Below are 23,581 nucleotides of genomic sequence, written 5' to 3'. Positions count from 1 at the left end.
CTCCCGCCCCGCTCGGGCCCGCGACCGAGGATCGTGCTCTCGGCCTCCCGCCCGCCGGCGTTCGCCGAGGCGGTGGCCGAGTCCGTCGGCGGGGACCTGGTGCCACTCGGTTCGGCCGGGGCCAAGGCCGCGGCCGTGGTGCGCGGGGAGGCGGACGCCTACATCCACGCCGGTGGCCAGTACCAGTGGGACTCGGCCGCACCGGCCGGGGTGGCCCTGGCCAGGGGGTTCGTCGCGGTGCGCGTGGACGGTTCCCCGTTGGAGTACAACGTGGCCGAGACCTACCTGCCGGATCTTGTGGTGTGCCGCGCGGACCTGGCCGAGGCGATCCTGGAGGCCATCGCCTCGGCCTGAGGGGTCAGGCCCCGGGGCGGATCACCTGCTCGTGACCAGGGCTCCGGCAATGGCGGCCATGAACGCGTCCTTGGCCAGGCTCATGCCCTCCTGGGAGGGGCGGATGCCGTCGGACTCGGTCATCGAGGGGTTGCGGAAGTACATCGCCAGCAGGCCGGCGGAGAAGGTGCCGAGCGCGGCGCCCGCGAGGCGCGGCGAGACCACGGGCGTGAGCAGTGCCGCGCCGATCCCGATCTCGGAGTAGGCGACGAACTTGCCGAACGTGTCCGGCTCCAGCTTGGTGACCTGCGGGACGCCGGTGGCGGCGAATCCCTGTAGGCCCTGGGCCGCCTCGGTGGGCAGGTTGCGCTTGGACAGTCCCGAGTTGAGGACGAACGCGCCGGTGACTCCGCGGAGGATGGCGTTGGGCAGGCTCATGGGGTGCTCCTGTGGGGGTCGGGGTCGCGAGTGCTGCGACACAGGTGAAGTGACTCTTTGGTGATGTGACACCCAGGAGGGTAACGCACATGATGCCTGATTCCGCCCCGGGGAGATCGACCCCACAGGATGCGCGAGCGGGCCTCCGGTGGGACAGTCATTTCCATGAGCCCGAACAGCAGCCGCGACATCACCGACAAGCCCGACCCGGACGCCGACCCGGATTCGGGGAAGCCCGACTCGCCGACCTCACTGAAGGCCGGGACCTGGAAGATCGGTCTCACGCGTGCCGCCGCCGAGTTCTCCAAGGACAAGTGCACGGACCTGGCCGCCGCGCTGACCTATTTCGCGGTGCTCTCGATCTTCCCGGCACTGTTGGCGGTGGTCTCGTTGCTCGGCGTGTTCGGGCAGGGGCAGGAGACCGTCAACGCTGTGATGGAGTTGTTCGAGGGGGCCGCCCCGGAGGAGACACTGGCTGCACTACGGGGTCCCATCGAATCGCTGGTCAACACCCCCGCCGCCGGACTCGCCCTCGTCACCGGCCTGCTGGGCGCGCTATGGACGGCCTCGGGCTACGTGGGCGCCTTCGGGCGGGCCATGAACCGTATCTACGAGGTCGAGGAGGGTCGCCCCTTCTGGAAGCTCAAGCCCGCCATGGTGCTGTTGACCGCGGTGCTCCTCCTCCTGGTCTGCCTGGCCGGGCTCATGCTGGTCGTCAGTGGGCCGATCGCCGCCTGGGTGGGTGACCTCGTGGGCCTCGGCGAGACCGCCGTGACCGTGTGGGGCATCGCCAAGTGGCCGGCGCTGATCCTCGTCGTCGTCGTGATCCTGGCCGTGCTCTACGGGTTCTCGCCCAACGTCAAGCAACCCAAGTTCCGGTGGGTCTCCGTCGGCGCGATCGTGGCGTTGGTGGTCTGGGCGGTCGCCACGGCGGGGTTCGTGTTCTACGTGTCCAACTTCTCCAGCTACAACGCCACCTACGGCTCGCTGGCCGGAGTCATCATCTTCCTGCTCTGGCTCTGGATCACCAACAACGCGCTGCTGTTCGGGGCCGAGGTCGACGCCGAGGTGGAGCGGGCCCGCGAGCTGCAGGCCGGACTGCACGCCGAGGAGACCATCCAGCTCCCGCCGCGTGACACCAGCGCCAGCGACAAGGCCGAGGAGAAGCGTCAGAAGACCATCGACGACGCCGCCGACGTCCGCCGCGAGGCCCAGGCGGAGCAGGCCCGCAACCCCGACTGACAGCCGGGGCATTCGTCCCCGGATGCCGGCGGGATCAGGTCCCGGGATCGGAGGGGTCAGGTCCCGGGGTCTGTTTCCGGGGAGGCGACGTCGCGGTGGTAGACCACGCGCAGTGCGAGCTCCTGGTATCGGTGCACGATCTCCTCGACCAGGAGGTCGCCGCCCGGCTCGTACCAGTGGGCGATCGCGTTACACATGCCCAGGATCGACCGGTACGAGTCCTCCGGGAACGGTGTGCGGAATTCTCCGCTGGCGACGCCGTCCGCGAGCGCCTGTCGCAGCGGCTCGCTGGACTGCCGTTGCCGCTCGCGGTACGCGGAGAGGGATGCTGGTTCAAGGTTCCGGGTTTCAGTCTGGACCAGCTGGGACTGCTCCTGCTCGAGGGTGCGGAACCGGACCAGTGAGGCGACGTACCCCAGCAGTCGACCGGTGGGGGTCGGATCCTTCGCCTGGAACTCGTCGACCACCCGCTGCTCAAATGAGTCCATCCCGACATTGAGCATCGCCGCGAGCAGTTCCTGCTTGCTGGCGTAGTGGTAATACATCGCCGACAGGCTCACCCCGGTCTTCTGGGCGATCGAGCGGATGGACGCTCCGCCGTAACCGTGTTCCACGAACTCGCGGCGTGCGACAGCCAACAGGTCACTCTGCACCGTGCCGCTGGTCATCTTCGGTCTCCTCAGTTGCCCGTCCACCGGGGTCGGCGCTTCTCCTTGAATGCCAACGCTCCCTCGCGGGCGTCGTCGGAGGACCTCACCGGTAGGAATATCCCCCTCATCTTTCCGAATTCCTCCTCGGAGGTCCATTCGCGGGACCCGGTCATGATCTCCTTGGACGCCCGCACGGCGAGTGGGGCGTTGGCGGCGATCGCGGAGGCGAGCTCCACTGCCGCGTCGCGGGCGCCGCCTGCGGGGACTAGGCGATTGATCAGCCCGGCCGCGCGGGCGGTCCCGGCGTCGACGGGCTCGCCGGTCAACGCCATCTCCATGGCCAGTTGATACGGCACCCGCCGCGGCAGACGCATGAGTCCGCCGGCCCCCGCGAGCAGACCCCGTTTGACCTCGGGAAGTCCGAATCGCGCGGTCTCGGACGCGACCACGAGGTCGCAGGCCAGGACGATCTCGAACCCACCCCCGAGCGCCGGACCCTCGACCGCGGCGATGAGTGGCTTAGCCGGAGGTTGCTCCACGAACCCGGCGAAACCGCGGCCCGGTAGCGACACGTCCTCGCCGGCGAGGAAAGCCTTGAGATCCATCCCGGCGCAGAACACCGGCCCGGCACCGGTGATGACGCCCGCGGAGAGGTCGTCCCGCCGGTCCAGCTCCTCCATCGCCGCGGCGACCGCCTCCGACGTCGCCCGGTTGATGGCGTTGCGGGCGTGCTGGCGGTCGAGCGTCACCACCATCACGCCGTTGATCTCCTCCACGTGCACACGGTCGGCCGTCTCGATGTTCACTTGGGCGCCATCCGGATCGCGCCGTCGATGCGGATGGTCTCGCCGTTGATCATGGCGTTGTCCACCACGTGCAGCGCGAGCTTGGCGTACTCGTCAGGCCGACCGAGCCGCGAGGGATGCGGGATCTGTGCGGCCAGGCCCTCGACCAGCTCGGCCGGATGGCGATCGAAGATCGGCGTCTCGAAGATGCCGGGGGCGATCGTGTTGACGCGGATCTGGCGGCGGGCCAGGTCCCGCGCGGCGACGATCGTCATCCCGACGATGCCGGCCTTGGACGCGGAGTAGGGCATCTGGCCGATCTGTCCCTCCCACGCGGCCACGGAGGCGGTCATGACGACCACGCCGCGCTCACCGTCGACGGGATCGTTCTCGGCCATCTCGGCCGCGGCGATCCGCAGGACGTTGAACGAACCCAGGAGGTTCACCCGCACGACCAGCTCGAAGTCCTCCAGCGAGCCCGGCTCGCCCTCGCGGTCCACCACCCGGACGGTCCGGCCGATGCCCGCACAGTGCACGACCGCGCGCAGGGGAGCGCGGTCCGCCGCAGCCCGGACAGCCGCGGTGATCTCCTCGGGATCGGCGACGTCGGCGGGGGCGAAGGTGACGAGGTCACCGAACTCCTCGGCAACCTGCTGCCCGTTCGAGGACGGCAGGTCCACCAGGACGGTGGGGACACCGGCGTCGACGAACCGGGCCACGGTCGCCCGACCCAGTCCGGAGGCGCCGCCGGTCACCAGTGCGCTGGCGTTTGTCAGATCCATGGATTGTGCCTTTCTGGAGGGGGATCTCTCGGACGAGAGAGGGGGTCAGAGGGCCTCTACTACGGTCGCGTTGGCCATCCCGCCGGCTTCGCACATCGTCTGGAGTCCGAAGCGGCCGCCGGTGCGGCGCAGGTGGTGGATCATCGTGGTCATGATGCGCACACCCGATGCGCCGAGCGGGTGGCCCAGAGCCACCGCGCCGCCGACGGGGTTGAGCTTGTCGTCGTCGGCGCCCATCTCGTCCCGCCAGGCCAGCGGCACGGACGCGAAGGCCTCGTTGACCTCGTAAGTGTCGAGGTCCGCGATGGTCATCCCGGCGCGGTCGAGGACCTTGCGGGTGGCGGGGATCGGGCCGGTGAGCATGAGGACCGGGTCGTCGGCGACGACGGCGGAGGCCACGATCCGCGCGATCGGCGTCAGGCCCAGTGAGCGCGCGACGTCCTCGTTCATGATGAGCATCGCCGCGGCGCCGTCGGTGATCTGCGAGGAGTTGCCGGCGGTGACCTTCCAGTCGATCTCTGGCCGCTCGGCCCGTGCGGCCTCGGTGTCGAACGCCGTACGCAGGTCGGCCAGCCTCTCGGCGGTGGTGCCCGGTCGGATCGACTCGTCGCGGTCCACGAGTCCCGCCGGGGTGGTCACGGGCACGATCTCTTCGTCGAACCATCCACTCGACCGTGCGGCGTCCGCGCGGTCGTGGGAGCGCGCCGAGTACTCGTCCAGCTGCTCACGGGACAGGTCCCACTTGCCGGCCACGAGTTCGGCGGCCACGCCCTGGTTGGTCAGGTTCGGGTAGCGGGCGTGGACGAGCGGTCCGTGGGGATCCTGGTCGAGCCGGTTGACGCCCATCGGGATGCGGCTCATGGACTCGAGGCCGGCGGCGATCACCACGTCGTAGGCACCGGCGACCACACCTTGGACGGCGAAGTCGACGGCCTGCTGGCTCGAGCCACACTTGCGTTCGACGGTGACGCCGGGCACGTGCTGGGGGAACCCCGCGGCGAGGGCGGCCTGGCGGCCGACTGTGCCGGATTGTTCGCCGACCTGGCTGACCACGCCGACGATGACGTCGTCGACCAGGGCGGTGTCGAGGCCGGTCCGGTCGACGAGTCCGGAGAGTAGCTGGGCGAGGAGGTCGACGGGGTGCAGGTCGGCGAGGGCACCGCCCGGCTTGCCTTTCCCCATGGGGGAGCGGACGGCGTCGATGATGACTGCGTTGTGCACGGATTCTCCGATTCGGGTGAGATGCGGGGCGGGTGGCGCGGTGGCGTCTGCTCTGGTGGGTCAGACCGAGGTGTCGAGTCGGCCCTTGACCAGCTTCCCCGTCTGAGTGCGGGGGATGACCTCGGTGAACGCCACGGTGCGGGGGCACTTGTAGCGTGCGATCCGGTCGAGGCAGTGCTGTTTGATCCGCTCGGCGGTCGCTTCGGACGGCTCGACGCCCGGGACGAGTTGGACCACCGCCTTAACGGACTGTCCCATCACCTCGTCCGGGACGCCGATCACCGCGACGTCGATGACGTCCGGGTGTACGGCGATGCAGTTCTCGATCTCCTGCGGGTAGATGTTGACCCCGCCCGAGATGATGGTGAACTTGGCCCGGTCGGTCAGGTACAGGTAGCCGTCCTCGTCGAGGTGACCGATGTCGCCGAGCGTGGTCCAGTTCTGGTGGTCGGGGTGCCTGGTCTCCGCGGTCTTCCCGGGATCGTTGTGGTACTCGAACGAGTAGTCGTCGCGCTCGAAGTAGATCCACCCGTCCTCACCGGCGGGCAGTTCCGCGCCCAACTCGTCGCAGATGTGGACGATGCCCGAGGAGCCCTGTCCGACACGTCCGACGCTGCCGGGTTTGCGCAGCCATTCGTCCGGGGAGATCGTGGTGGCGCCGTTGGACTCCGTGGACGAGTAGTACTCGTAGATCACCGGCCCCCACCAGTCGAGCATGGCCTTCTTGATCTCCACCGGGCACGGGGCGGCGGCGTGGATCGCGACCCGCATCGACGACACGTCGTAAGACTCGCGCACCTCCTGCGGCAGGCGGAGCATCCGGATGAAGTGGGTCGGGACCCACTGGCTGTGCGTGACCCCGTACTTCTCGATCCCGGCCAGGCAGTGTTCCGGGTCGAAGCGGTCCATGAGGATCACCGTGCCGCCGTGGGCCTGCGTTCCCGTGGCGTACCGCAGTGGAGCGGCGTGGTAGATCGGGGCCGGGGACATGTAGACGGTGTCGTCGTCGAACCCGTAGTTGCGCTTCATGCGCGCCACGAGTGACGGGCCCGGCTCGTCGCCCACCTGGGCACCGTCGAGCGCGGGTTTGATGCCCTTGGGGCGGCCGGTGGTGCCCGAGGAGTAGAGCATGTCCGCCCCGCGCGGCTGGTCCGCCGGCGGGGTGGTGGACATCTCCGCCATGGTGGTCGTGTAGTCGAGGTGGCCGGGGACCTCGCCGGCGAACGCGAGCCGGTGCTCGACGTGCGGCGTCTGGTCGACGATCGACTCACCGAGTTCGGCGAGGGCGCCCGAGACGACCAGCACCCGGGCGCCGCTGTCCGCGACGATGTAGGCGACCTCGTCGGTGGCCAGGTGGGTGTTGACCATCGTGAAGTACAGGCCGCAGCGCATCGCGCCCCAGTACAGCTCGAATACCGTGGCGTCGTTGACAGAGAGCGCCGCGATGTGGTCGCCCGGCCGCAGCCCCCGGGCCAGGAGCCAGTTGGCGAACCGTACCGAACGGGCCTCGAGCTCGGAGTAGGTGACCACGCGGCCGGTGGCGTCCTCGATGACGGCCGGCTTGTCCGGGTGGGTGATGGCGAATCTTCCTGGATACACGTGAGAGTCCCCCTGACCGTCAGAGCCCGAGGCTCTTGGCGATGATCGTCTTCATGACCTCACTGGTGCCGCCGTAGATCCGGGAGACGCGGGTGTCCGTGTAGAGGCGGGCGATGGGGTATTCGGTGATGTAGCCGTACCCGCCGTGCAGCTGCAGGCACCGGTCGATCACGCGGGCGGCCATCTCGGTGGCGTGGAGCTTGGCCTTGGCGGCGTCCGCGACGGTGAGCTCGCCCCGGTCGAGCAGTTCCAGGCAGTGGTCCACGTACACGCGGGCCACCTCGACCTCTGTCGCGCACTCGGCCAGCACGAACTTGGTGTTCTGGAAGGAGGAGACGGGCTTGCCAAAGACGACGCGCTCACGCGTGTAGTCGGTGGCCAGTCGCAGCGCCGCCTCGGATTGGGCGACCGCGTTGAGCGCGATGCTCAGGCGTTCCTGCGGGAGGTTGTGGGTGAGGTAGGAGAACGCCGCGTCCTTCTCCCCGAGCAGGTTCTCCACGGGCACCTTGACGTCGGTGTACGACAGTTCGGCGGTGTCCTGCTGGCGTAGGCCGATCTTGTCGAGTTTGCGGCCCACCGAGAAGCCGTCGGCGTCGGTGGGGACGCAGAGGATCGACAGGCCGTGACGGCGGTTGTCAGGGTCGAACGGTGAGGTGCGGCAGACCGTGAGGATCATGTCGGCGGTGACGCCGCCGGTGATGAACGTCTTGGAACCGTTGACGACATAGTGGGTGCCGTCGGTGCTGAGCTTGGCGGTCGTGGCGATGTTCGCCAGGTCCGACCCGGTGCCGGGCTCGGTCATCGCGATGGCGGTCATCAACTCGCCGGAGGCGAAGACCGGCAGCCAGCGCCGTTTCTGCTCCGGGGTCCCGTACTCGAGGAGGTACGGCAGGATGAGGCAGCAGTGCACCGTATAGGAGCCGAAGGACACGCCGGCGCGGGCGACCTCCTCGAAGATGATCGCGCTGTACTTGAAGCTAGTCTCGCCGCCGCCGCCGAACTCCTCGGGGACCTGGATGCCGAGGATGCCGAGCTCTCCGAGCTTGTGGAAGAACTCGCGCGGTGGGCGTCCGTGCTCGTCCCACTCCTCACGGTGCGGGGCCACCTCCTTGGTGATGAAGTCGCGCACCAACTGGCGGAACTCGTCCTGCTCTCGGGTGAAGATGGTCCGCTGCATGGTGACTCCTGGGGTTTGCCTCGGTTTTGTCTCGGGTTTGTCTGGTGGTGGCTGCGTGGCTGGTGTAACCGGGCCGTGGCGGGTGGCCCGTGATCCGCTGGCAGTGACCTGGTCACTCCGCGGCGGAGGTCTCGGGCAACCAGAGCGCGATCTCGGGGAAGAAGATCAGAGCGACGAGGATGACAGCGCTGGTGACGACGAACCAGGACACGCCCTTGAACACGTCGGACAGACGGACCGTCATCCCTTCGTTGACCTCGGGGTTCGACGCGATCCGGTGGACTATGTAGCTGAGCATGCCGATCGGCGGGGTGACCAGCGCCAGCTCGACCAGGATCACCATGAAGACGCCGAACCACAGCAGGCTGATGTCGAAGGTGGCCAGCACCGGCATGAGGATCGGCACCGTGAGCAGGATCATCGCGAGGCCGTCCATGAACATGCCCAGGATGAGGAACACGAAGATCAGCCCGAGGAGGAACAGCGTCCGGCTCAACCCGAGCGAGGTGATGGTCTCGGTGATCCAGTCGGCGACCCCGGACAGGGCCACCACGCGGGTGAGCACATGTACTCCCATGAGGAGCAGGAAGATCGAGGCGACACCGGCCGCGGTCTCGCGCAGGGACGTCAGCACGGTCCGGACCAGGTGGCCGACGGAGCGGTCGTCACCGAACAGCCAGCCCAGCAGGATCGCGGCGATCGCACCGAATGCGCCGGCCTCGGTGGGCGTGAAGATGCCGGTGTACATGCCGCCGATGATGAGGATGAGGATGAGGGTCACCGGGGTGACGTCCACGAGGGAACGCAGCCGCTGGCCCCAGGTGTAGTGGGTGGTCGACCGGGGCCCGAGGGTCGGGTCGATGCTGCACCTGACGACGATGACGACGCCGTACGCCAGGGCCGTGAGCAGTCCCGGGATGAGCGCGGCGAGCAGCTGCGGCCCGACCGGCGTCTCGGCCACACCGGCGTAGATCACCAGGACCACGCTGGGCGGGATGAGCATCCCGAGGGTTCCGGACATCGCGACGACGCCCGTGGCCAGCGACGGCTTGTACCCGGCGCGCAGCATCTCGGGGATGGTCGTGCGCCCCAGTGCGTAGGAGATGGCGATGGAGCTGCCGCTCGAGGCGGCCAGTCCGGCGCCCGCGAAGTTGGTCGAGACCGCCAGTCCGCCGGGCAACCGGCCGAGCCAGGCCTGGGCGGAGGTGAACAGCTTGCCCGTCAGATTGAACCGACCCATCGCCACGCCCATGAGGATGAACAGGGGGATGACGGACAGGCTCCAGCTGGCGGCGGAGGTGAAGGGGACGTCCTCGAACGTCACGGCCACGGCGCTGGTGCCCGCGAGCTTCCACAGGCCCACCGCGCCGGCACCCATGATCGCGATACCCACGTGGATACCGGAGACCATCGCGACGATCGACAGGAGGATGGTCAGGACGCCGACAGCGGTGTCGGGGAGGTCCGGAGTGAACAGGATGACCGCGGCGATGATCAGTGAGAAGCCGAAGTTGCCCCAGTAGGCCCGGATGAAGTTGCGGTTCGGCGTGGGGACTGCGAGATCGTCGGTGCGGGCCACGCCGGTGTGGTCGGTGACGAGGGTGGTGTCAGACATCGGACTTCCTCGGACGGTCGTTGATCAGCAGGCTGATGATCGACATCAGGAGCTGGAGGGCGAACAGGGCGAATCCGATGGCCAGGACGATCTTCACCGGCCAGATCGGGATGGTGATCGCCCCGAGTGCGACCTGTTGGACCTCGACGGCGAAGACCGCCGCGGTGATCGAGTAGTAGGTCAGCGCCGAGACGAACAGGAACATCAGACCCGAGACGATCAGGTCGGACCACCAGCGGGAGACGGGGTCGAGGTACTGGGTGAGGATGGTGGCGTTGATGTGCTCGCCGATCTGCTCCGCGTACCCCATCGCGAGCATCACGATGAGGACCATCGACCAGTTCTGGGTGATCTCCAGCGTGCCGGAGAGGGGGGTTCCGGTCAGGTTCCGGGAGCTGACGTCGGCGGCGATGTGCAGGGCCATGACCAGGGTGACGATCCCCGCGATCACGGCGCATGCGTACAGCACCCGGGCGAGGGCCCGCTGCCCCGGAACGCGCCGCTCCGCGTCGGTGGTGGTGGTGTCCATCAGGTTCTCCAACTGCTCGAGGGGGTCAGGGCGCGGTGCGGTCGAAGATCTCGGACCGGACGGACTGCTCGAAGGGGGCCAGATCGATCTGGACCGACTCCGGGTCCTCCGGGATCTCGGCGAGGGCCGGGTCGTCGTACCCCATGTCCTCGAGCCGCGTCTTCCAATCGGCCATGATCTGGCGGTAGCGCTCGACGGTGCCCTCGGGATCCTCGAGGTCGTCGGGGGCGCGCTCCGGCAGGGTGCGCAGTGCCTCCTCCTGGTACGTCTCGAGGGTGGCCTTGAGCTCGGGGTCGACGTCGTAGAAGCTCACGCTCTTGTCCGCGCCCTCGGCGAGGAGCCGCTGGTGCAGGACGATCCCCTCCTCGCGGAGGTAGCCGTCGAACCACGTCTGTCGGGCGTCGTCGATGATCTGCCGGGCGTCCTCGGGGAGCTCGTCCCAGACGTCCTTGTTCATGATCACGTACTGCGTGTAGCTCGAGAAGGGGATGTCGACGTAGTGTTTGGCGACCTCCCACAGACCGAGGGCGATCATGATCTTGCCGTTGGCCAGGGAACAGTCGATCACCCCGCGTTGCAGGCCCTCGTAGATCTCGCCGGTCGGCAGGGTCACGGGGACCATCCCCAGGGCCTCGATCTCGCCGTAGTTGAATGCGCCGCCACTTCGCACCCGTTTGCCCCGGGCTTCCTCGAGGCTGTTGACCGGGTCCTTGCACACGAGGTGGTAGTTGGTCGAGGGGGTCCAGGTGAAAAGGAGCTTGATGTCCTGGTCCGAGAACTGCTCCTCGATCAGCGGGTCGGTGAGCGCGAACTCGCTGCCACCGGCGAAGGCCTGCATCATGCCGAGCGGGTACTCCGGCTCCACGACACTGGCCATCTGGCTGGTCCAGTCGGTCATGGGGAACTCGGACGGGTAATAGCTGGGGGTGAACATCCCCATGTCCACGATCCCGCCGCGGACCCCCTGCGCCATGTCGGCGCCCTTGACCAGGCTGCCGCCCCAGTACTCGTCGAAGGTGATCTTGCCGCCGGTCTCCTCCTCGACCTGCTCGGCGAAGGCGCGGAAGGGGCCGGCGGAGGAGACGGTCGTGTAGTCGCCGTACCGGAGTGTGATCGGCTCCATGGTCTCGACGCTGTCGCCGGTGATTCGGTGGCCGCCGGAGCAGCCCGTGGCGGCGAGCGCTCCGATCATCGTCAGGGCGAGCGCCGCGCGTCGGGCCACGCGGTTTCGGTTGCTGCGGGACATCGGGGATCCTTCTGGTTCCGGACCGGTCGCGTGCAGGTGCGTCCGGGGTCCTGATGGATGGCCTGAGGGGGTGTGCGGCAGACCGCTCGATCCGCGCGCTGGTGTAATCCAGATCACGTTTCGAACGTTCGTTAAGTTAGTTGCGTCACGTCGGCTTGTCAAGAAATGATTGTCATAGATTCGGGGTCGGGCTCGGGATTGCGTGCCCACTGAGGCGGCCCGACGGGCGCGGCGCGCCACACGACTCACGCCCGAGCAGCCACAATCAGGGCATGACGACTTCCGGTGGCGCCGTGACGACCGTTCGGCGACGACTCCGGACCGTCAGACTGGTCCTCGCGAGATCCGTGGGGGAGTTCCTCCGCGATCGCGGCCCCGATCAGGCGGGCTCGCTCACCTTCTACGGGGTGCTCTCACTGTTCCCCGCGATCCTCGTCATGGTCTCGCTGCTCGGCGTGTTCGGGCAGGGGGCCAGGACGGTCGACGCCATCATGGCCATGCTCTCCGACATCGCCCCGCCGGAGGTGCTCGACCCGATCCGCGGTCCCATCGAGTCCCTCGTCATAGCGCCGGCCGCAGGGACCGCTCTCGTCATCGGCATGGTGGTGGGCCTGTTGACGGCCTCGCGCTACGTGTGGGCGCTGGGCCGCGTGATGAACGGCGTGTTCGGTATCGAGGAGGGGCGCCCACTCTGGCGCCTCTTGCTGATCGGGATCCTGCTCACCGCGCTGCTCATCGTGCTGGTCGCCGTCGGGGGTCTGGCACTGGTGTTCACCGGCCCCGTCGCCCAGACCGTCGGTGGGTGGATCGGGCTCGGCGAGACCGCGCTGGCCGTGTGGGGTGTCGCCAAGTGGCCGGCGGCCCTGGTCTCCGCGGTCCTCGCGCTCGCGGTGCTCTACCGGTTCGCGCCCAACGTGGCGGGACGCAAGTTCCACTGGGTGTCGCTGGGTGCGGCCGGGGCGCTGGTCGTCATCGGCGCGGCCACCGCCGGGTTCGGATTCTTCGTCTCCAACTTCGGGGACTTCAATCGCGCCTACGGCTCGCTCGCCGGGATCATCGTGTTCCTGTTGTGGCTGTGGATGGTCAACATGGCGGTCCTGTTCGGCGTCCGCCTGGACGCCGAGGTGATGCGCGTGCGACAGCTACGGGCGGGCATCCACGCGGAGGAGGCCGTGCAGGTGATTCCCCGCGACACCAAGGCCAGCGAGTTCCACTCCCGCAGGAGGGAGAGGATGCTCGCGGCCTATCGGGAACTCCGCCGGGAGCCCGCCGACGACGGCGCGGCCCCGGACAGCCCGGAACCTGACGGCCCCGGACCCGAAAGCCCGGAAGCTGACGGCCCCGGACCAGATAGCCCGGAGCCAGACGGCTCCGATCCCGGCAGTGCGGGATCCACCAGCGCCGGGCAGACCGCAGAGGCGGCGCGACCGCGACGGTAGGGTTGGGCGCATGCGCCTCGTCGTCACCGGGGGAGCCGGGTTCATCGGCGCCAACTTCGTCCACACCGTGGTCCGTGAGCACCCGCACGCCCACGTCACCGTGCTGGACGCCATGACGTACGCCGCCAACCGGTCGAGCCTGGCCGGACTCCCGTCGGATCGGGTCGAGCTGGTGGAGGCCGACTGCGCCGACCCCGCGGTGACCGGCGGGCTGGTCGCGCAGCTCACCGGTCCGCAGGACGCCGTGGTTCACTTCGCGGCCGAGAGCCACAACGACAACTCGCTGGCCACGCCGTGGCCCTTCGTGCACTCCAACATCGTGGGCACCTACGCGGTGCTCGAAGCCTGCCGTAGCCACGATGTGCGCCTGCACCACGTCTCGACGGACGAGGTCTACGGCGACCTGCAACTGGACGATCCGGACAGGTTCACCCCGGCCACCGCCTACAACCCGTCGAGCCCGTATTCGGCCACCAAGGCGGGCGCGGACATGCTGGTGCGCGCGTGGGTCCGCAGTTTCGGTGTCCGCGCCACCATCAGCAACTGCTCCAACAACTACGGCCCGTTCCAGCACATCGAGAAGTTCATCCCGCGGCAGATCACCAACCTTCTCACCGGGCAGCGCCCCCGCCTCTACGGCAGTGGTGCCAATGTCCGGGACTGGATCCACGTCGACGACCACAACTCGGCGGTCCTGCGGATCCTGGCACGAGGTGAGCTCGGGCGGACCTACCTCGTCGGCGCCGACGGCGAGCACTCCAACCTGCAGGTCATGCAGATGATCTGCGAGCTGATGGGCGCCACCGCCACCGACGGCGACCCCGGCTTCGACCACGTCACCGACCGCCCCGGCCACGACCTGCGCTACGCGATCGACGCCACCGCCACCCGCGAGGAGCTCGGGTGGGAGCCGCAGCACACAGATCTGCGCGAGGGGCTGAGCGCGACCATCGAGTGGTACCGCGACAACCGCGACTGGTGGGAGCCGGTCAAGGAGCGCGTCGAGGCCAGGTACGCCCGGACGGAGAAGGTGCTGTGAAGGGCATCGTCCTGGCCGGCGGTAGTGGCACCCGTCTGCGCCCACTCACATTGGCCACGAGCAAGCAGCTCATGCCGGTGTACGACAAGCCGATGATCTACTACCCGCTGTCCACGCTCATGCTGGCGGGCATCCGCGACATCCTGCTCATCACCACGCCCGAGGACGCGCCGCAGTTCCGGCGGCTCCTGGGCGACGGCAGCCAGTTCGGCATCACCCTGAGCTACGTCGAGCAGGCCGCCCCCGAGGGCCTGGCCCAGGCGTTCGTCCTGGGTGCGGACCACATCGGCGACGGCCCGGTGGCGCTGATCCTGGGCGACAACATCTTCTACGGCCCCGGGATGGGAGCGCAGCTGCGACGGTTCGCCGACCTCGACGGCGGCGCCGTGTTCGCCTACCGCGTGTCCAACCCGGGCGACTACGGGGTGATCGACTTCGACGCCGCCGGCCGCGCGATCAGCCTCGAGGAGAAGCCCGAGAACCCGTCCTCCGACTTCGCCGTCCCGGGGCTCTACTTCTACAGCGCCGACGTGGTGGAGGTGGCGCGGAACCTCGAGAAGTCGCCGCGCGGGGAATACGAGATCACCGACGTCAACCGGCACTATCTCGAGGCCGGCCGCCTACAGGTCGAGGTGCTCCCGCGTGGAACCGCCTGGCTGGACACCGGCACCCACGACTCTCTGCTCGACGCGGGCAACTACGTCCGGACCATCGAGGACCGGCAGGGCCTGAAGATCGGCTGCCCGGAGGAGGTGGCGTGGCGGATGGGGTATCTCGACGACGACGAGCTCACCGACCGCGCCCACGACCTCAGGAAATCGGGGTACGGGGCCTACCTGCTCGACGTGCTCCGCCGCGAAAAGGGTCGGCAGTGGTGAGCGGCGGCCATCCGGACGATCAGCCTGCACAGCCGCTCCCCCCGATGCACGCACGCCTGAGCAGCGGTGCACGCGGGAGTGCAGAGGGGGGAGCGGATGCAGAGGGGGGAGCGGCTGCAGAGGGGGCGGGCGAGCCCTTGCGCCCCGCCGGGCTGCCGCGGGTCCTCGTCACCGGCGGAGGCGGGCAGCTCGGGCACGCGCTCTCCGGGGTGGCCGACGCCCCGGGCCGTGACGAACTGGACATCACCGATCCTGCGTCGATGTCCGCCGCCCTGGACCGCTTCTCGCCGGAGGTGGTGATCAACGCGGCCGCGTACACCGATGTCGACGGCGCCGAAGCCGACGAGGCGGGGGCCCGGGCGATCAACACCGTCGGCGCCGAGGAGCTCGCCGCAGCGTGCCGGGAGCGCGGAATCCGGATGGTCCACATCAGTACTGACTACGTCTTCTCCGGCGAGATCCCCGGAGGAGGTGACCCGGCCACCGCTCCGGCGCTCGAGCCCACGGACCCGACCGCCCCCACCACGGCGTACGGGCGGACCAAGCTGGCGGGGGAGCGGGCTGTGCTGGCTTCGCACCCGGAAGCGACCGTCATCCGCACCGCGTGGCTCTACACCGGCCCGCAACGCGAGTCCCTCGGCCTGTCCGGCAGCGACTTCGTGGCCACCATGGTCCGACTGGAGCGCGAGCGAGACACGCTCAACGTGGTCGACGACCAGTGGGGCTCGCCCACCTATACGCAGGCCCTCGCCGGCGGTCTGCTGGAGATGCTGGCCGCCGAGAGGGCCGGTCGGGTCGACACCCGAGGGCTCACCCTGCACGGGGCCGGAGGCGGGCGCGCGACGTGGTGGGAGCTCGCCCGCGAGGTGTTCAGCCGGTACGGCGCCGATCCGGACCGGGTCCGTCCCTGCCGTTCGGACGAGTTCCCACGCCCGGCACCGAGGCCGGCGTTCTCCGTGCTGTCCGATACCTCATGGCAGGCGGCGGGACTCTCACCGCTACCGGACTGGCGGGCCGACCTCACCAGCGCCATCGCCGAACACGCACGGGTCGCGCGCGGCGGAGGTGACCGGTGAGGCGACCGGCAACCCTGCGCGCATGACCCATCCGCGCTTCGGTCCACGCCTCCGCCGCGCGGCCCTCGCGGCAGGTGCGATCGGCATCATCACCGCCCTCGCCCTCACCGCCTGGGGCGTGTACCTGCTGCAGCCCCGCGGGGAGGATCCGGTCCGCGCCGACGCCGTGGTCATGCTCGCCGGCGCGGATGACGGACGGCACGCCTATGCCCGAGACCTGGTGGAGGCGGGGTACGCCGACACGCTGCTGGTGTCCAACCCGGGTGGCGACTCCGAGCGCAGGGCCCGCCGGCTGTGCACCGGCGCGGATCGCCCCGACGGGGCCGAGGTGGTGTGCTTCGCCCCCGAGCCACGGACGACGTGGGGGGAGGCCCACGCGGTCGCCGCGATCGCGCGGGCCCGGAGCTGGGAGCGCATTCTCGTCGTCACCAATCGTCCGCACACACTGCGGGCCGGTCGGTGGATGCGCGCCGCCACCGGAATGGAGGTGCGGATGACGCCGATCGAGCGCATCGACTGGCCCATGCTCCCGGTGCACCTGGTCTGGGAGATCGCGGGGTTCGCCAAGGGCCGGGTCAACGGTCACTGGTAGCGGCGACTGGTAGCGGCGACTGTTGGCGGCCGTAGATGGCGCCAGTGCGCGGACCGGGTCGCGGGTCAGGCGGGTCGCGCTCGCATGGCGGACGGCGCGGCGATGGGTGCGCGGGTGGTGAGCATCGGAGCCCCCAGCCCCTCGTGGGCCCTCGAGATCCGGCCGAAGACGGCGGTGCGGTCCATGGGGCGGTGCGGCAGGTCGAGAGCCCGACGCACGTCGGAGGGGACGAGACTGGCGGCGGCGTGGACCACCGTGATGCACGAGCGGTGGGCCGTGACTGACGTTCCGACGAGCCCCTTGCACGCGCGAGCCGTCTCGCGGAGCCGGGTCGCGGCCCGCTGACCAGCGGAGGTCGCACGGGCGCGGTCCCGGGAGGAACGGAGCAGCTGCTCGAGTTCGCGGACGGTCGTGGGCGAGACGCGGCAGCCGTGCAGGTGCCCGATGCCGGCCGTCTGGCTGACGTATCGGTCGGACTCGGCCGGGGTGAGCGGCCGCGCCGCGAAGCGCTGGTACGCGGCGAGCAGTGCCCACGTGATGGCGGCGTGCGCCCACTCCATGAGCTCCGGATCCGAACCGTAGTAGTACTGGCCGTGCTCGGTGGTGCCGGAGAAGGTGGAGCGGTCGCGGTGTGAGTTCTGGATCGTCACCATGGCGTCGTCGACCGTGCCGAACGTGGTGATCTCGATGAGGTCGTGCAGGTAGCCGTCCGCGGACCAGGGGTTCTCGACCGCGTCAGCGGCGGTGAGCGCGGCCGCGAAGGCGGGGTTGGCGGCCAGCATGAGCAGTCCGGTGGTCACGCCGATCGGGGTGGCCGCGTCGCCGTGGACACGCCAGATCGGGTCGCCCGGGTGGAACCAGCGGGGCCCCGGGATGTCGAGGATCGAGCACACGGGGGTGTCCGCCGCACCGCGTGGATCAAGTGGTGACATGGGCACGCCCTGGGGTAGTTGCGCCGTGCGTGACGGCCGGTTGAGTCCTGACGACGACTGTAACTCCCGTCCCGCCCGTCGGCCGGTATTCCCTGGGGGCGGGCTGAGAAAATCCCGTGAACGTATGACGGGGACACGGCCTCTAGGCTGGCAGTGCACACCCGAGAGCCCCGAACCGCACCAGGAGACGACACGTGAGCCCTTCCCCCCTTCCCACCCCCCGCACCGGCCCCGTCGTGCCCGACCGCTTCGCGGGCAGGACCGCTCTCGTCACCGGCGCCAGCCGTGGGATCGGTCTGGGGATCGCGCGGCGACTGCTGTCCGAGGGTGCGTCCGTGGTGATCACCGCCCGCGGGCAGGAGGGCCTCGACGAGGCGGTCGCCGAACTGGGTGCGCCGGACCGGGTGCTCGCGGTGGCGGGGAAGTCCGACGACGAGGATCACCAGCGCGAGGTGGTGGCCCGGGCCGAGGAGGCGTTCGGGCCGGTGGACCTGCTGGTCAACAACACCGGCATCAATCCCGTCTTCGGTCGGACGGTCGACGTGGACCTGGCGGCCGCCCGCAAGATCACCGAGGTCAACGCACTGGGCACCCTGGCGTGGACGCAGAAGGTCTATCACTCGGGTCTCGGTGAGCGCGGCGGGGCGGTGGTCAACGTGGCCTCGATCGCGGGACTGGCACCCTCGCCGGGCATCGGGTGGTACGGCGCCACCAAGGCACTGGTCATGCGCCTGACGCAGGAACTCGCGGTGGAGGTCGGCCCCGCCGTCCGCGTCAACGCGGTGGCGCCGGGGGTGGTCAAGACACGATTCGCCGAGGCCCTCTACTCCGGCCGCGAGGAGCAGATGTCCGCGGCACTGCCGGCGGGCCGGTTGGGGGTGCCGGACGACATCGCCGGCCCGGTGTCGTTCCTGCTCTCCGACGACGCCCACTGGATCACCGGGCAGACGCTCGTCGTGGACGGCGGGGCGCACATCGTCGGCGCGGGACTGCAGGGCTGACATGTCCTCCATCCAGGAGTTCTGCGCCTCGACCGGCCGCTCGCTCGAGGCGAGCCCCCCGATGGCGGTGGCCGCGCAACCGCTGACGTGGGTGGACAACCCGCCGTGGCAGCGGATCGAGTCGCCGGAGCCGTCGGCGGTGATCTACGTGGACCCGGGGGCCCACCGCGACGGCTTCTCGCCCAACGCCGTGGCCACCTGCGCCCGCGTGGCGCCCGCGATGTCCACCGACGACGCGGTGACCATGATCGTCGCCACCGCGGAGGTCCTGTCCGACTGGACGGTGCTGGAGGAGGTCGCGGGCGAGGGGGACGAGGACGCCGGCGCCGTACGCAGCATCTACCGCTACCTCCGCGGCACCTACACGGCCGAGCCCGGCGAGATGGCCACCTCGAGCCTGATCGTGGGATGGAGCGACGACGAGGCGACCTATGTCTTCCAGTTCGTCGTGACCGGGTGGCGCGAGGACGCGGCCCTGCACGACTCGGCGATGGACTGCCTGCTGATCGGGGAGTGGACGGCAGGCCAGATCGTCGGCGCCATGAGGGGTTGACGCACTCGGGCGGCCGCGGCGTGTCCCGCTAGGGTGGGCGGGATCGAAGTCAGTTGACCAGGAAGGCGGGACCGCCGGTGCAGCTACGCGAGCTGAGTGTGACGGGGGCGTGGGAGATCACCCCCCGCCGGATCTCGGACGACCGCGGGGTCTTCCACGAGGCGTTCACCGACCCGACCTTCCGCCGCCTGACCGGGCACCGTTTCGACCTCGCACAGGTCAACGTGTCGGTCTCGGGGGAGGGGGTCCTGCGCGGCCTGCACTACGCCGACGTGCCGCCCGGGCAGGCCAAGTACGTGATGTGCCCGTCCGGGACGGTGTTCGACGTCGTGGTGGACGTGCGGGTGGGGTCGCCCACGTTCGGTGAGTGGTCCGGGGTGGTCCTCGATTCGAGCGACCAGCGGTCGATCTACGTCCCCGAGGGCGTGGCGCACGGATTCCTCTCGCTGGAGCCGCAGTCCACGGTCATGTACCTGTGCTCGGAGGGGTGGCGACCGGGTGCCGAGCACGCGGTGGACGCGTTCGACTCCCACATCGCGATCGACTGGCCCTCCGTCGCGCTCGACGGCACCCCGGTCACGCACGTGATGAGCCAGAAGGACCGCGACGCCCCGAGTCTGCTCGACGTCGCGGCCGCGGGGCGCCTGCCGCGATGGGAGGACTGCGAGGCTCACGTGGAGCGTCTGCGCGAGGCCACCGCGCGGGTGGACGAGGAGTGGCGCCCGAACGCGGACTGACATACCCTAGGGGGTATCGAACGACGCCCTGTCGGGTCGAGAACCCCATGAAGGAGGACGCCATGTGTTATCCCGTCGCCTGTTCCGTCTGCGGCAAGACCACCTGGGACGGCTGTGGTCAGCACGTCGACCAGGTCAAGGCGGCCGTGCCCGCCGAGAAGTGGTGTGGAGGCGAGCACCCGGTCCCGGCTCGATAACCCCCGGCCCGGTAGTCCCGGCGAGGTGGCCCCGGGGCGCCGCGGTCCCGACCTCCATCGGGGGCGTCGGTCCCCACTCCCGCGCCACGGACCCGTCCGGCGGGGTAGAACCGGGGGACACGCACTCCCGTCCCTCCCGGAGGCCCCAGTGAGCACCCCGTACGTCCTCGTCGAGCGCAGCGGTCCGATCGCGCGCGTGACCCTCGACCGGCCCGAGCGCCGCAACCCCCTGTCGTTGCGGATGATGCGCGAGGCCACCGCCGCCATCCGCGACCTCGGTGACGACCCGTCGTGCGGCGTGGTGGTGGTGACGGGGTCGGGCCCGGCGCTGTCCGCCGGGCACGAGATCGGTGAGATGATCGACCGCACCCTCGACGAGGAGCGTGAGGTCTTCGACACCTGCGTCGAGCTCATGGAGTCGATCCAGGCCATCCGCCAGCCCGTGATCGCGGAGGTGCAGGGCCACGCCATCGCCGCCGGGTGTCAGCTCGTGGCGACCTGCGACCTCGCCGTGGCCGTCGACACCGCGAGGTTCGGCACCCCGGGCGTGAGGATCGGCCTGTTCTGCTCGACCCCCATGGTGGCGGTCTCGCGGAACATCGGCCGCAAGCGCGCACTCCAGATGCTCCTGACCGGTGAGACGATCGACGCCGCCACCGCGGTCGAGTGGGGCCTGGTCAACGAGGCGGTCCCCGCCGACCGGCTCCGGGCCCGTGTCGACGAGCTGGCCACCCGGATCGCCGACGCCAGCCCGTTGACCCTGCAGATCGGCAAGCAGGCCTTCTACCGGCAGATCGACCTCCCGCAGGGCGAGGCGTACCGCGAGATGGCCGAGACCATGGCCACCAACGCGGTCACGTGCGACGCGCAGGAGGGCATGACCGCGTTCCTGGACAAGCGCGCCCCGCAGTGGCGCGGCGAGTGACGCCCGCCCGGGAGTTCCGGGCGGTGACCTGCCGGGCCGTCGTCGTGGGGGCCTCCCACTAGGATCTGCGCCATGGCGATCTCGGTGATGACGGTCTGTACCGGCAACATGTGTCGGTCACCGCTGGCCGAGCGGCTGCTCTCCGTGCGAGCCGCGCACGCGGGTCTCGACGTGGTCGCGGATTCCGCGGGGACGAGGGCGGTCAACGGTGTGGCGATCCACCCCGAGACCCGCCGGGTACTCGGGGCCCACGGCGGCGACGCCGAGGGGTTCGCCTCCCGTCTGCTCACGCCGCGACTCCTGCAGGGTCACGATCTGGTCCTCACCGCGACACGGGCCCACCGTGACGCCGTGCAGGAGATGGCCCCGCTGCTGTGGAAGAAGACCTACACGCTGCTGGAGGCGGCCCACCTCGCCGACGCCGACCGGGCGCTGACCCTCGCGGGGCTGGCGCGGGCCCGACTCGGCGTGGACACCGACGACCCGGCGTGGGACATCGAGGACCCGATCGGCCGCGAGCCCGAGGTCTTCGACCGGACCGGGGCGCAGATCAGCCACGCGGTCGACTCGATCGTCGATCTCCTGGCCCGCTAGGGGTCCAGGGGTTTACGCCCGTCGAGATCCCGTAGGAAATCAGGGTCGTCGTCCGGTGCGATCACGCGCGGCGGGGCCGGCCGTGAACCGGGCCCGAAGGCCCGCCACAGCAGGATTGCCACGGTCACCACACCGATGAGTGCGAACAGCCAGATCACTCGAACCTCCTTCGCACCACGATACGTATCCTGGTGTTCATGAGCGAGCGAGACGAGTCGGCAATCCCGGCACAGGTGACCACCGGAACCAGGCCCGGCGCACGGCTGGCCCGCAACATGATGTTCTACACCGTGTTGAGACTGCTGATGGTCGTGGCGTTGACCCTGGTCATCATAGGGATCGGCCGCCTCGCCGGGGTGGACGTCCCGGTGCTCGTCGCGGCGATACTCTCGGTGGTGGTCGCGCTACCGTTGTCCATGATCCTGTTCACCCGCCTGCGCGCGGAGATCAACTCCGACATCTCGGCGGTCGACGCCGACCGGCGGGCCAAGCGCGAGGACCTGCGTCGTCGGATGGACGAGGCCTGACCTAGCTGGTCGGTGCGGGCCAGGGCAGCGCCGGGAGCTGCTCCGACCCGAACGAACCCCTCCACCCGAACGGCGGCAGGACCGAGTTCTGGGCTGCCGGGGGTTCGGACTCGACGGTTCCGGGCGCGGTCGGCACCTCTGTCGGCGCCGGTTCCGTGGATCCGGTGGTGGGTTGGCTGACCTGTCCCCCGGTCGTGGTGGTCTCGACCTCGCCCGGGGTGGAGGGCTCCGTGCCTCCGGGAGAGGTGGGCGGGCTGGTCGGTGAGGTGGTCGGCGGCGTCGTGCCCTCCGGTGGGGTCACCGGCGTGCCCGGTGTCGTCTCCTCGGTGGTGCCGTCGCCCGGACCGTTCTCCGTCGGCTCGTCCGGGTCCCCGTCGGGCTCGTCGGCGTCGAACCACGGATCCTGCACACCGACGTCCGTCCGCGGTTGGGCCGGAGTCCACTGGGTGGTCGGGGTGCCCGCCGCGGGCTGGCGGGGAGGAGCGTAGGTCCCCGTCTCGTCGTCGGCGACGTACAGCGCACCCGGGGCGGGCTGCACCCCGATGTAATAGCGGCTGAGGCAGTGGTCGGTGACGCTCTGGCTACCGTCCGTGAAGACGGTCATCCCGGGGGTGCCGCCGTCGGCCTCGGTCGCGCACCGCGCGATGAAGCGACCCGGTTGGGTCTCGCGCTCGGTCGGTTCGGCCGCGGAGGTCAGTTCGGTGGCAGAGGCGGACCCCGGGGCTTCCGACAGGACCTGCGGATCCGGCTGTGCGCACGACGCCGCCACCAGCGCGATCGCGCCGGCGGACAGGAGCACCCGAATTTGCATAACGATAGTGTCTCAGTTCCGTCAAAGGATGGCTACCGGTCGACGCTGTGGAACACGTCATGCCGGGGGTCAGATGCCGGCCGCCCGCGTGCGGACCGCGCCGAGTGAGGCCACGGCGGCGGCGAGGACGGCGGCCCCGAGCCCACCGACTCCCACCGTGATCAGATCGGTCACCGGTGGCGCGATGTTACCGGCGATCCCGGGGCCCACCATGGCGACCGCGCCGAGCCTGCCGAACGCCGCACCCAGGACCACCCCGAGTGCCGAGGCGCTCGCCGCCACCAGTGCGGTCTCCGCGACGAGCATCAGCCACACGCCGGTCCGGGTGACGCCCACGCCGCGGAGCAACCCGATCTCGCGCGTCCGCTCCCGGACCGCGAGCGTGAGCGTGTTGACCACTCCCACCAGTGCGAGCGCCACCGCCACCGCCAGCAGGAGCGAACTGGACGTGAGCACGGTCCGGACGGAGCCCGCGATCTGGTCGCGGGAGGCGAACGTCTCGGTGACCGCCAGCGACGGGTCGGCGTCCGCCACCGCCGACCTCACCCCGTCGAGCGCCGCCTCGAGGGACCCGCCCTCGAGGTCGTCGTCCATCCGCAGCCACTGCTCGGTGCGCGGGACGAACTGCTGAGGAATCTCCTGACCCTCCGGCCAGGGGGATCC

Annotated in this window: 28 protein-coding genes; 14 read left to right on the top strand and 14 right to left on the bottom strand. The window is 69.8% G+C overall.

Going from position 1 to position 23,581, the window contains the following annotated elements; translation table 11 throughout:
• The coding region (locus tag G6022_RS02165; protein WP_277819478.1) for an inositol monophosphatase family protein at window positions 1–354 on the top strand (354 nt) is incomplete at its 5' end.
• A 21-nt stretch (window positions 355–375) separates the two neighbouring features.
• On the opposite strand, the gene G6022_RS02160 is transcribed toward G6022_RS02165, so the two are convergent.
• Window positions 376–771 carry a hypothetical protein gene (locus tag G6022_RS02160; protein ID WP_182610396.1) on the bottom strand — a complete coding sequence of 132 codons (396 nt, stop codon included), beginning with the start codon at window positions 769–771 and terminating at the stop codon, window positions 376–378.
• Between the two features lie 165 nt (window positions 772–936).
• Between G6022_RS02160 and G6022_RS02155 the strand changes: the two genes are divergently transcribed.
• Window positions 937–2,013 carry a YihY/virulence factor BrkB family protein gene (locus G6022_RS02155; RefSeq protein ID WP_182639653.1) on the top strand — a complete coding sequence of 359 codons (1,077 nt, stop codon included), beginning with the start codon at window positions 937–939 and terminating at the stop codon, window positions 2,011–2,013.
• A gap of 56 nt (window positions 2,014–2,069) precedes the next feature.
• On the opposite strand, the gene G6022_RS02150 is transcribed toward G6022_RS02155, so the two are convergent.
• The 9 genes from G6022_RS02150 to G6022_RS02110 form a co-directional block, all read right to left on the bottom strand.
• Window positions 2,070–2,681 (bottom strand): TetR/AcrR family transcriptional regulator, encoded by a 612-nt coding sequence (locus G6022_RS02150; protein WP_179523223.1) that lies wholly within the window; start codon window positions 2,679–2,681, stop codon window positions 2,070–2,072.
• Window positions 2,682–2,692: 11 nt separating this feature from the next.
• A complete protein-coding gene (locus tag G6022_RS02145; protein ID WP_179525975.1) occupies window positions 2,693–3,463 on the bottom strand; it encodes a crotonase/enoyl-CoA hydratase family protein in 771 nt (256 codons plus the stop codon).
• 2 nt (window positions 3,464–3,465) lie between these two features.
• The gene (locus G6022_RS02140) at window positions 3,466–4,230 is read right to left on the bottom strand and encodes an SDR family NAD(P)-dependent oxidoreductase (RefSeq protein WP_179523222.1); all 765 of its coding nucleotides are present in this window, start codon (window positions 4,228–4,230) and stop codon (window positions 3,466–3,468) included.
• Between the two features lie 45 nt (window positions 4,231–4,275).
• Window positions 4,276–5,451, bottom strand: a complete 1,176-nt coding sequence (locus tag G6022_RS02135) for an acetyl-CoA C-acyltransferase (protein ID WP_182615450.1) — start codon at window positions 5,449–5,451, stop codon at window positions 4,276–4,278.
• 60 nt (window positions 5,452–5,511) lie between these two features.
• Window positions 5,512–7,050, bottom strand: coding sequence for an AMP-binding protein (locus G6022_RS02130; RefSeq protein WP_182639655.1), 1,539 nt, complete (start codon window positions 7,048–7,050; stop codon window positions 5,512–5,514).
• Window positions 7,051–7,069: 19 nt separating this feature from the next.
• Entirely contained in the window at window positions 7,070–8,227 is a 1,158-nt protein-coding gene (locus tag G6022_RS02125) for an acyl-CoA dehydrogenase family protein (protein WP_182639656.1), read from the bottom strand.
• A gap of 112 nt (window positions 8,228–8,339) precedes the next feature.
• A complete protein-coding gene (locus G6022_RS02120; RefSeq protein ID WP_182615456.1) occupies window positions 8,340–9,842 on the bottom strand; it encodes a TRAP transporter large permease in 1,503 nt (500 codons plus the stop codon).
• The gene (locus tag G6022_RS02115) at window positions 9,835–10,371 is read right to left on the bottom strand and encodes a TRAP transporter small permease (RefSeq protein ID WP_182615458.1); all 537 of its coding nucleotides are present in this window, start codon (window positions 10,369–10,371) and stop codon (window positions 9,835–9,837) included. The genes G6022_RS02120 and G6022_RS02115 overlap by 8 nt, the downstream gene beginning before the upstream one ends.
• Window positions 10,372–10,396: 25 nt before the next feature.
• On the bottom strand, window positions 10,397–11,617 hold the full coding sequence (locus tag G6022_RS02110) for a C4-dicarboxylate TRAP transporter substrate-binding protein (RefSeq protein ID WP_182615460.1): 1,221 nt from the start codon (window positions 11,615–11,617) through the stop codon (window positions 10,397–10,399).
• A gap of 272 nt (window positions 11,618–11,889) precedes the next feature.
• Here G6022_RS02110 and G6022_RS02105 point away from each other — a divergent pair, with 272 nt between their 5' ends.
• From G6022_RS02105 to G6022_RS02085, 5 genes are all read left to right on the top strand, one after another.
• A complete protein-coding gene (locus tag G6022_RS02105) occupies window positions 11,890–13,056 on the top strand; it encodes a YihY/virulence factor BrkB family protein (RefSeq protein WP_182639657.1) in 1,167 nt (388 codons plus the stop codon).
• A 10-nt stretch (window positions 13,057–13,066) separates the two neighbouring features.
• A complete protein-coding gene (gene rfbB / locus G6022_RS02100; RefSeq protein ID WP_182639658.1) occupies window positions 13,067–14,095 on the top strand; it encodes a dTDP-glucose 4,6-dehydratase in 1,029 nt (342 codons plus the stop codon).
• Complete coding sequence (gene rfbA / locus G6022_RS02095; protein WP_182639659.1) at window positions 14,092–14,973, top strand: glucose-1-phosphate thymidylyltransferase RfbA; 882 nt, start codon at window positions 14,092–14,094, stop codon at window positions 14,971–14,973. The genes rfbB and rfbA overlap by 4 nt, the downstream gene beginning before the upstream one ends.
• Before the next feature lie 137 nt (window positions 14,974–15,110).
• The gene (rfbD, locus tag G6022_RS02090; RefSeq protein WP_241730450.1) at window positions 15,111–16,049 is read left to right on the top strand and encodes a dTDP-4-dehydrorhamnose reductase; all 939 of its coding nucleotides are present in this window, start codon (window positions 15,111–15,113) and stop codon (window positions 16,047–16,049) included.
• 22 nt (window positions 16,050–16,071) lie between these two features.
• Complete coding sequence (locus G6022_RS02085; protein WP_182690962.1) at window positions 16,072–16,641, top strand: ElyC/SanA/YdcF family protein; 570 nt, start codon at window positions 16,072–16,074, stop codon at window positions 16,639–16,641.
• 65 nt (window positions 16,642–16,706) lie between these two features.
• Here G6022_RS02085 and G6022_RS02080 read toward each other — a convergent pair whose 3' ends face one another.
• A complete protein-coding gene (locus tag G6022_RS02080; RefSeq protein ID WP_187701248.1) occupies window positions 16,707–17,573 on the bottom strand; it encodes an oxygenase MpaB family protein in 867 nt (288 codons plus the stop codon).
• Between the two features lie 194 nt (window positions 17,574–17,767).
• Between G6022_RS02080 and G6022_RS02075 the strand changes: the two genes are divergently transcribed.
• The 6 genes from G6022_RS02075 to G6022_RS02055 all read left to right on the top strand — a co-directional run bounded on the left by G6022_RS02075 (window position 17,768) and on the right by G6022_RS02055 (window position 21,580).
• Window positions 17,768–18,574 (top strand): SDR family oxidoreductase, encoded by an 807-nt coding sequence (locus G6022_RS02075; RefSeq protein WP_347237823.1) that lies wholly within the window; start codon window positions 17,768–17,770, stop codon window positions 18,572–18,574.
• Window position 18,575: 1 nt separating this feature from the next.
• Window positions 18,576–19,127 (top strand): LpqN/LpqT family lipoprotein, encoded by a 552-nt coding sequence (locus tag G6022_RS02070; protein WP_182639288.1) that lies wholly within the window; start codon window positions 18,576–18,578, stop codon window positions 19,125–19,127.
• Between the two features lie 77 nt (window positions 19,128–19,204).
• Complete coding sequence (gene rfbC, locus G6022_RS02065) at window positions 19,205–19,864, top strand: dTDP-4-dehydrorhamnose 3,5-epimerase (protein WP_182639289.1); 660 nt, start codon at window positions 19,205–19,207, stop codon at window positions 19,862–19,864.
• 62 nt (window positions 19,865–19,926) lie between these two features.
• A complete protein-coding gene (locus G6022_RS17000) occupies window positions 19,927–20,061 on the top strand; it encodes a hypothetical protein (RefSeq protein WP_259845221.1) in 135 nt (44 codons plus the stop codon).
• A gap of 148 nt (window positions 20,062–20,209) precedes the next feature.
• Complete coding sequence (locus tag G6022_RS02060; RefSeq protein ID WP_179523209.1) at window positions 20,210–20,986, top strand: enoyl-CoA hydratase; 777 nt, start codon at window positions 20,210–20,212, stop codon at window positions 20,984–20,986.
• Window positions 20,987–21,058: 72 nt separating this feature from the next.
• Window positions 21,059–21,580: a protein-tyrosine-phosphatase gene (locus G6022_RS02055; RefSeq protein WP_182639290.1), complete on the top strand. Its 522-nt coding sequence runs from the start codon at window positions 21,059–21,061 to the stop codon at window positions 21,578–21,580.
• On the opposite strand, the gene G6022_RS02050 is transcribed toward G6022_RS02055, so the two are convergent.
• Window positions 21,577–21,738 (bottom strand): hypothetical protein, encoded by a 162-nt coding sequence (locus tag G6022_RS02050; protein WP_017837921.1) that lies wholly within the window; start codon window positions 21,736–21,738, stop codon window positions 21,577–21,579. The genes G6022_RS02055 and G6022_RS02050 overlap by 4 nt on opposite strands.
• Window positions 21,739–21,777: 39 nt before the next feature.
• Here G6022_RS02050 and G6022_RS02045 point away from each other — a divergent pair, with 39 nt between their 5' ends.
• Complete coding sequence (locus tag G6022_RS02045; protein WP_179523207.1) at window positions 21,778–22,107, top strand: DUF4229 domain-containing protein; 330 nt, start codon at window positions 21,778–21,780, stop codon at window positions 22,105–22,107.
• A 1-nt stretch (window position 22,108) separates the two neighbouring features.
• Here the strand turns inward: G6022_RS02045 and G6022_RS02040 are convergent, their stop codons facing one another.
• Complete coding sequence (locus G6022_RS02040; RefSeq protein ID WP_182639291.1) at window positions 22,109–22,918, bottom strand: hypothetical protein; 810 nt, start codon at window positions 22,916–22,918, stop codon at window positions 22,109–22,111.
• Window positions 22,919–22,987: 69 nt separating this feature from the next.
• Window positions 22,988–23,581 (bottom strand): ABC transporter permease (locus tag G6022_RS02035; RefSeq protein WP_182690960.1); only part of this gene is annotated, 594 nt, incomplete at its 5' end.

It is taken from the genome of Dietzia sp. Cai40 (assembly GCF_014145165.1).
Taxonomy (GTDB): Bacteria; Actinomycetota; Actinomycetes; order Mycobacteriales; family Mycobacteriaceae; genus Dietzia; species Dietzia natronolimnaea.
Note: the sequence above shows the minus strand (reverse complement) of the source record. Positions and strands in the feature narration are given on the sequence as shown.

Coding starts and splice junctions, on each gene's coding strand:
- G6022_RS02160 (WP_182610396.1), bottom strand. CDS start 771: ATGAGCCTGCCCAACGCCATCCTCCGCGGAGTCACCGGCGCGTTCGTC.
- G6022_RS02155 (WP_182639653.1), top strand. CDS start 937: ATGAGCCCGAACAGCAGCCGCGACATCACCGACAAGCCCGACCCGGAC.
- G6022_RS02150 (WP_179523223.1), bottom strand. CDS start 2,681: ATGACCAGCGGCACGGTGCAGAGTGACCTGTTGGCTGTCGCACGCCGC.
- G6022_RS02140 (WP_179523222.1), bottom strand. CDS start 4,230: ATGGATCTGACAAACGCCAGCGCACTGGTGACCGGCGGCGCCTCCGGA.
- G6022_RS02125 (WP_182639656.1), bottom strand. CDS start 8,227: ATGCAGCGGACCATCTTCACCCGAGAGCAGGACGAGTTCCGCCAGTTG.
- G6022_RS02120 (WP_182615456.1), bottom strand. CDS start 9,842: ATGTCTGACACCACCCTCGTCACCGACCACACCGGCGTGGCCCGCACC.
- G6022_RS02115 (WP_182615458.1), bottom strand. CDS start 10,371: ATGGACACCACCACCACCGACGCGGAGCGGCGCGTTCCGGGGCAGCGG.
- G6022_RS02110 (WP_182615460.1), bottom strand. CDS start 11,617: ATGTCCCGCAGCAACCGAAACCGCGTGGCCCGACGCGCGGCGCTCGCC.
- G6022_RS02105 (WP_182639657.1), top strand. CDS start 11,890: ATGACGACTTCCGGTGGCGCCGTGACGACCGTTCGGCGACGACTCCGG.
- rfbB (WP_182639658.1), top strand. CDS start 13,067: ATGCGCCTCGTCGTCACCGGGGGAGCCGGGTTCATCGGCGCCAACTTC.
- G6022_RS02085 (WP_182690962.1), top strand. CDS start 16,072: ATGACCCATCCGCGCTTCGGTCCACGCCTCCGCCGCGCGGCCCTCGCG.
- G6022_RS02080 (WP_187701248.1), bottom strand. CDS start 17,573: ATGTCACCACTTGATCCACGCGGTGCGGCGGACACCCCCGTGTGCTCG.
- G6022_RS02070 (WP_182639288.1), top strand. CDS start 18,576: ATGTCCTCCATCCAGGAGTTCTGCGCCTCGACCGGCCGCTCGCTCGAG.
- G6022_RS17000 (WP_259845221.1), top strand. CDS start 19,927: ATGTGTTATCCCGTCGCCTGTTCCGTCTGCGGCAAGACCACCTGGGAC.
- G6022_RS02055 (WP_182639290.1), top strand. CDS start 21,059: ATGGCGATCTCGGTGATGACGGTCTGTACCGGCAACATGTGTCGGTCA.
- G6022_RS02045 (WP_179523207.1), top strand. CDS start 21,778: ATGAGCGAGCGAGACGAGTCGGCAATCCCGGCACAGGTGACCACCGGA.
- G6022_RS02040 (WP_182639291.1), bottom strand. CDS start 22,918: ATGCAAATTCGGGTGCTCCTGTCCGCCGGCGCGATCGCGCTGGTGGCG.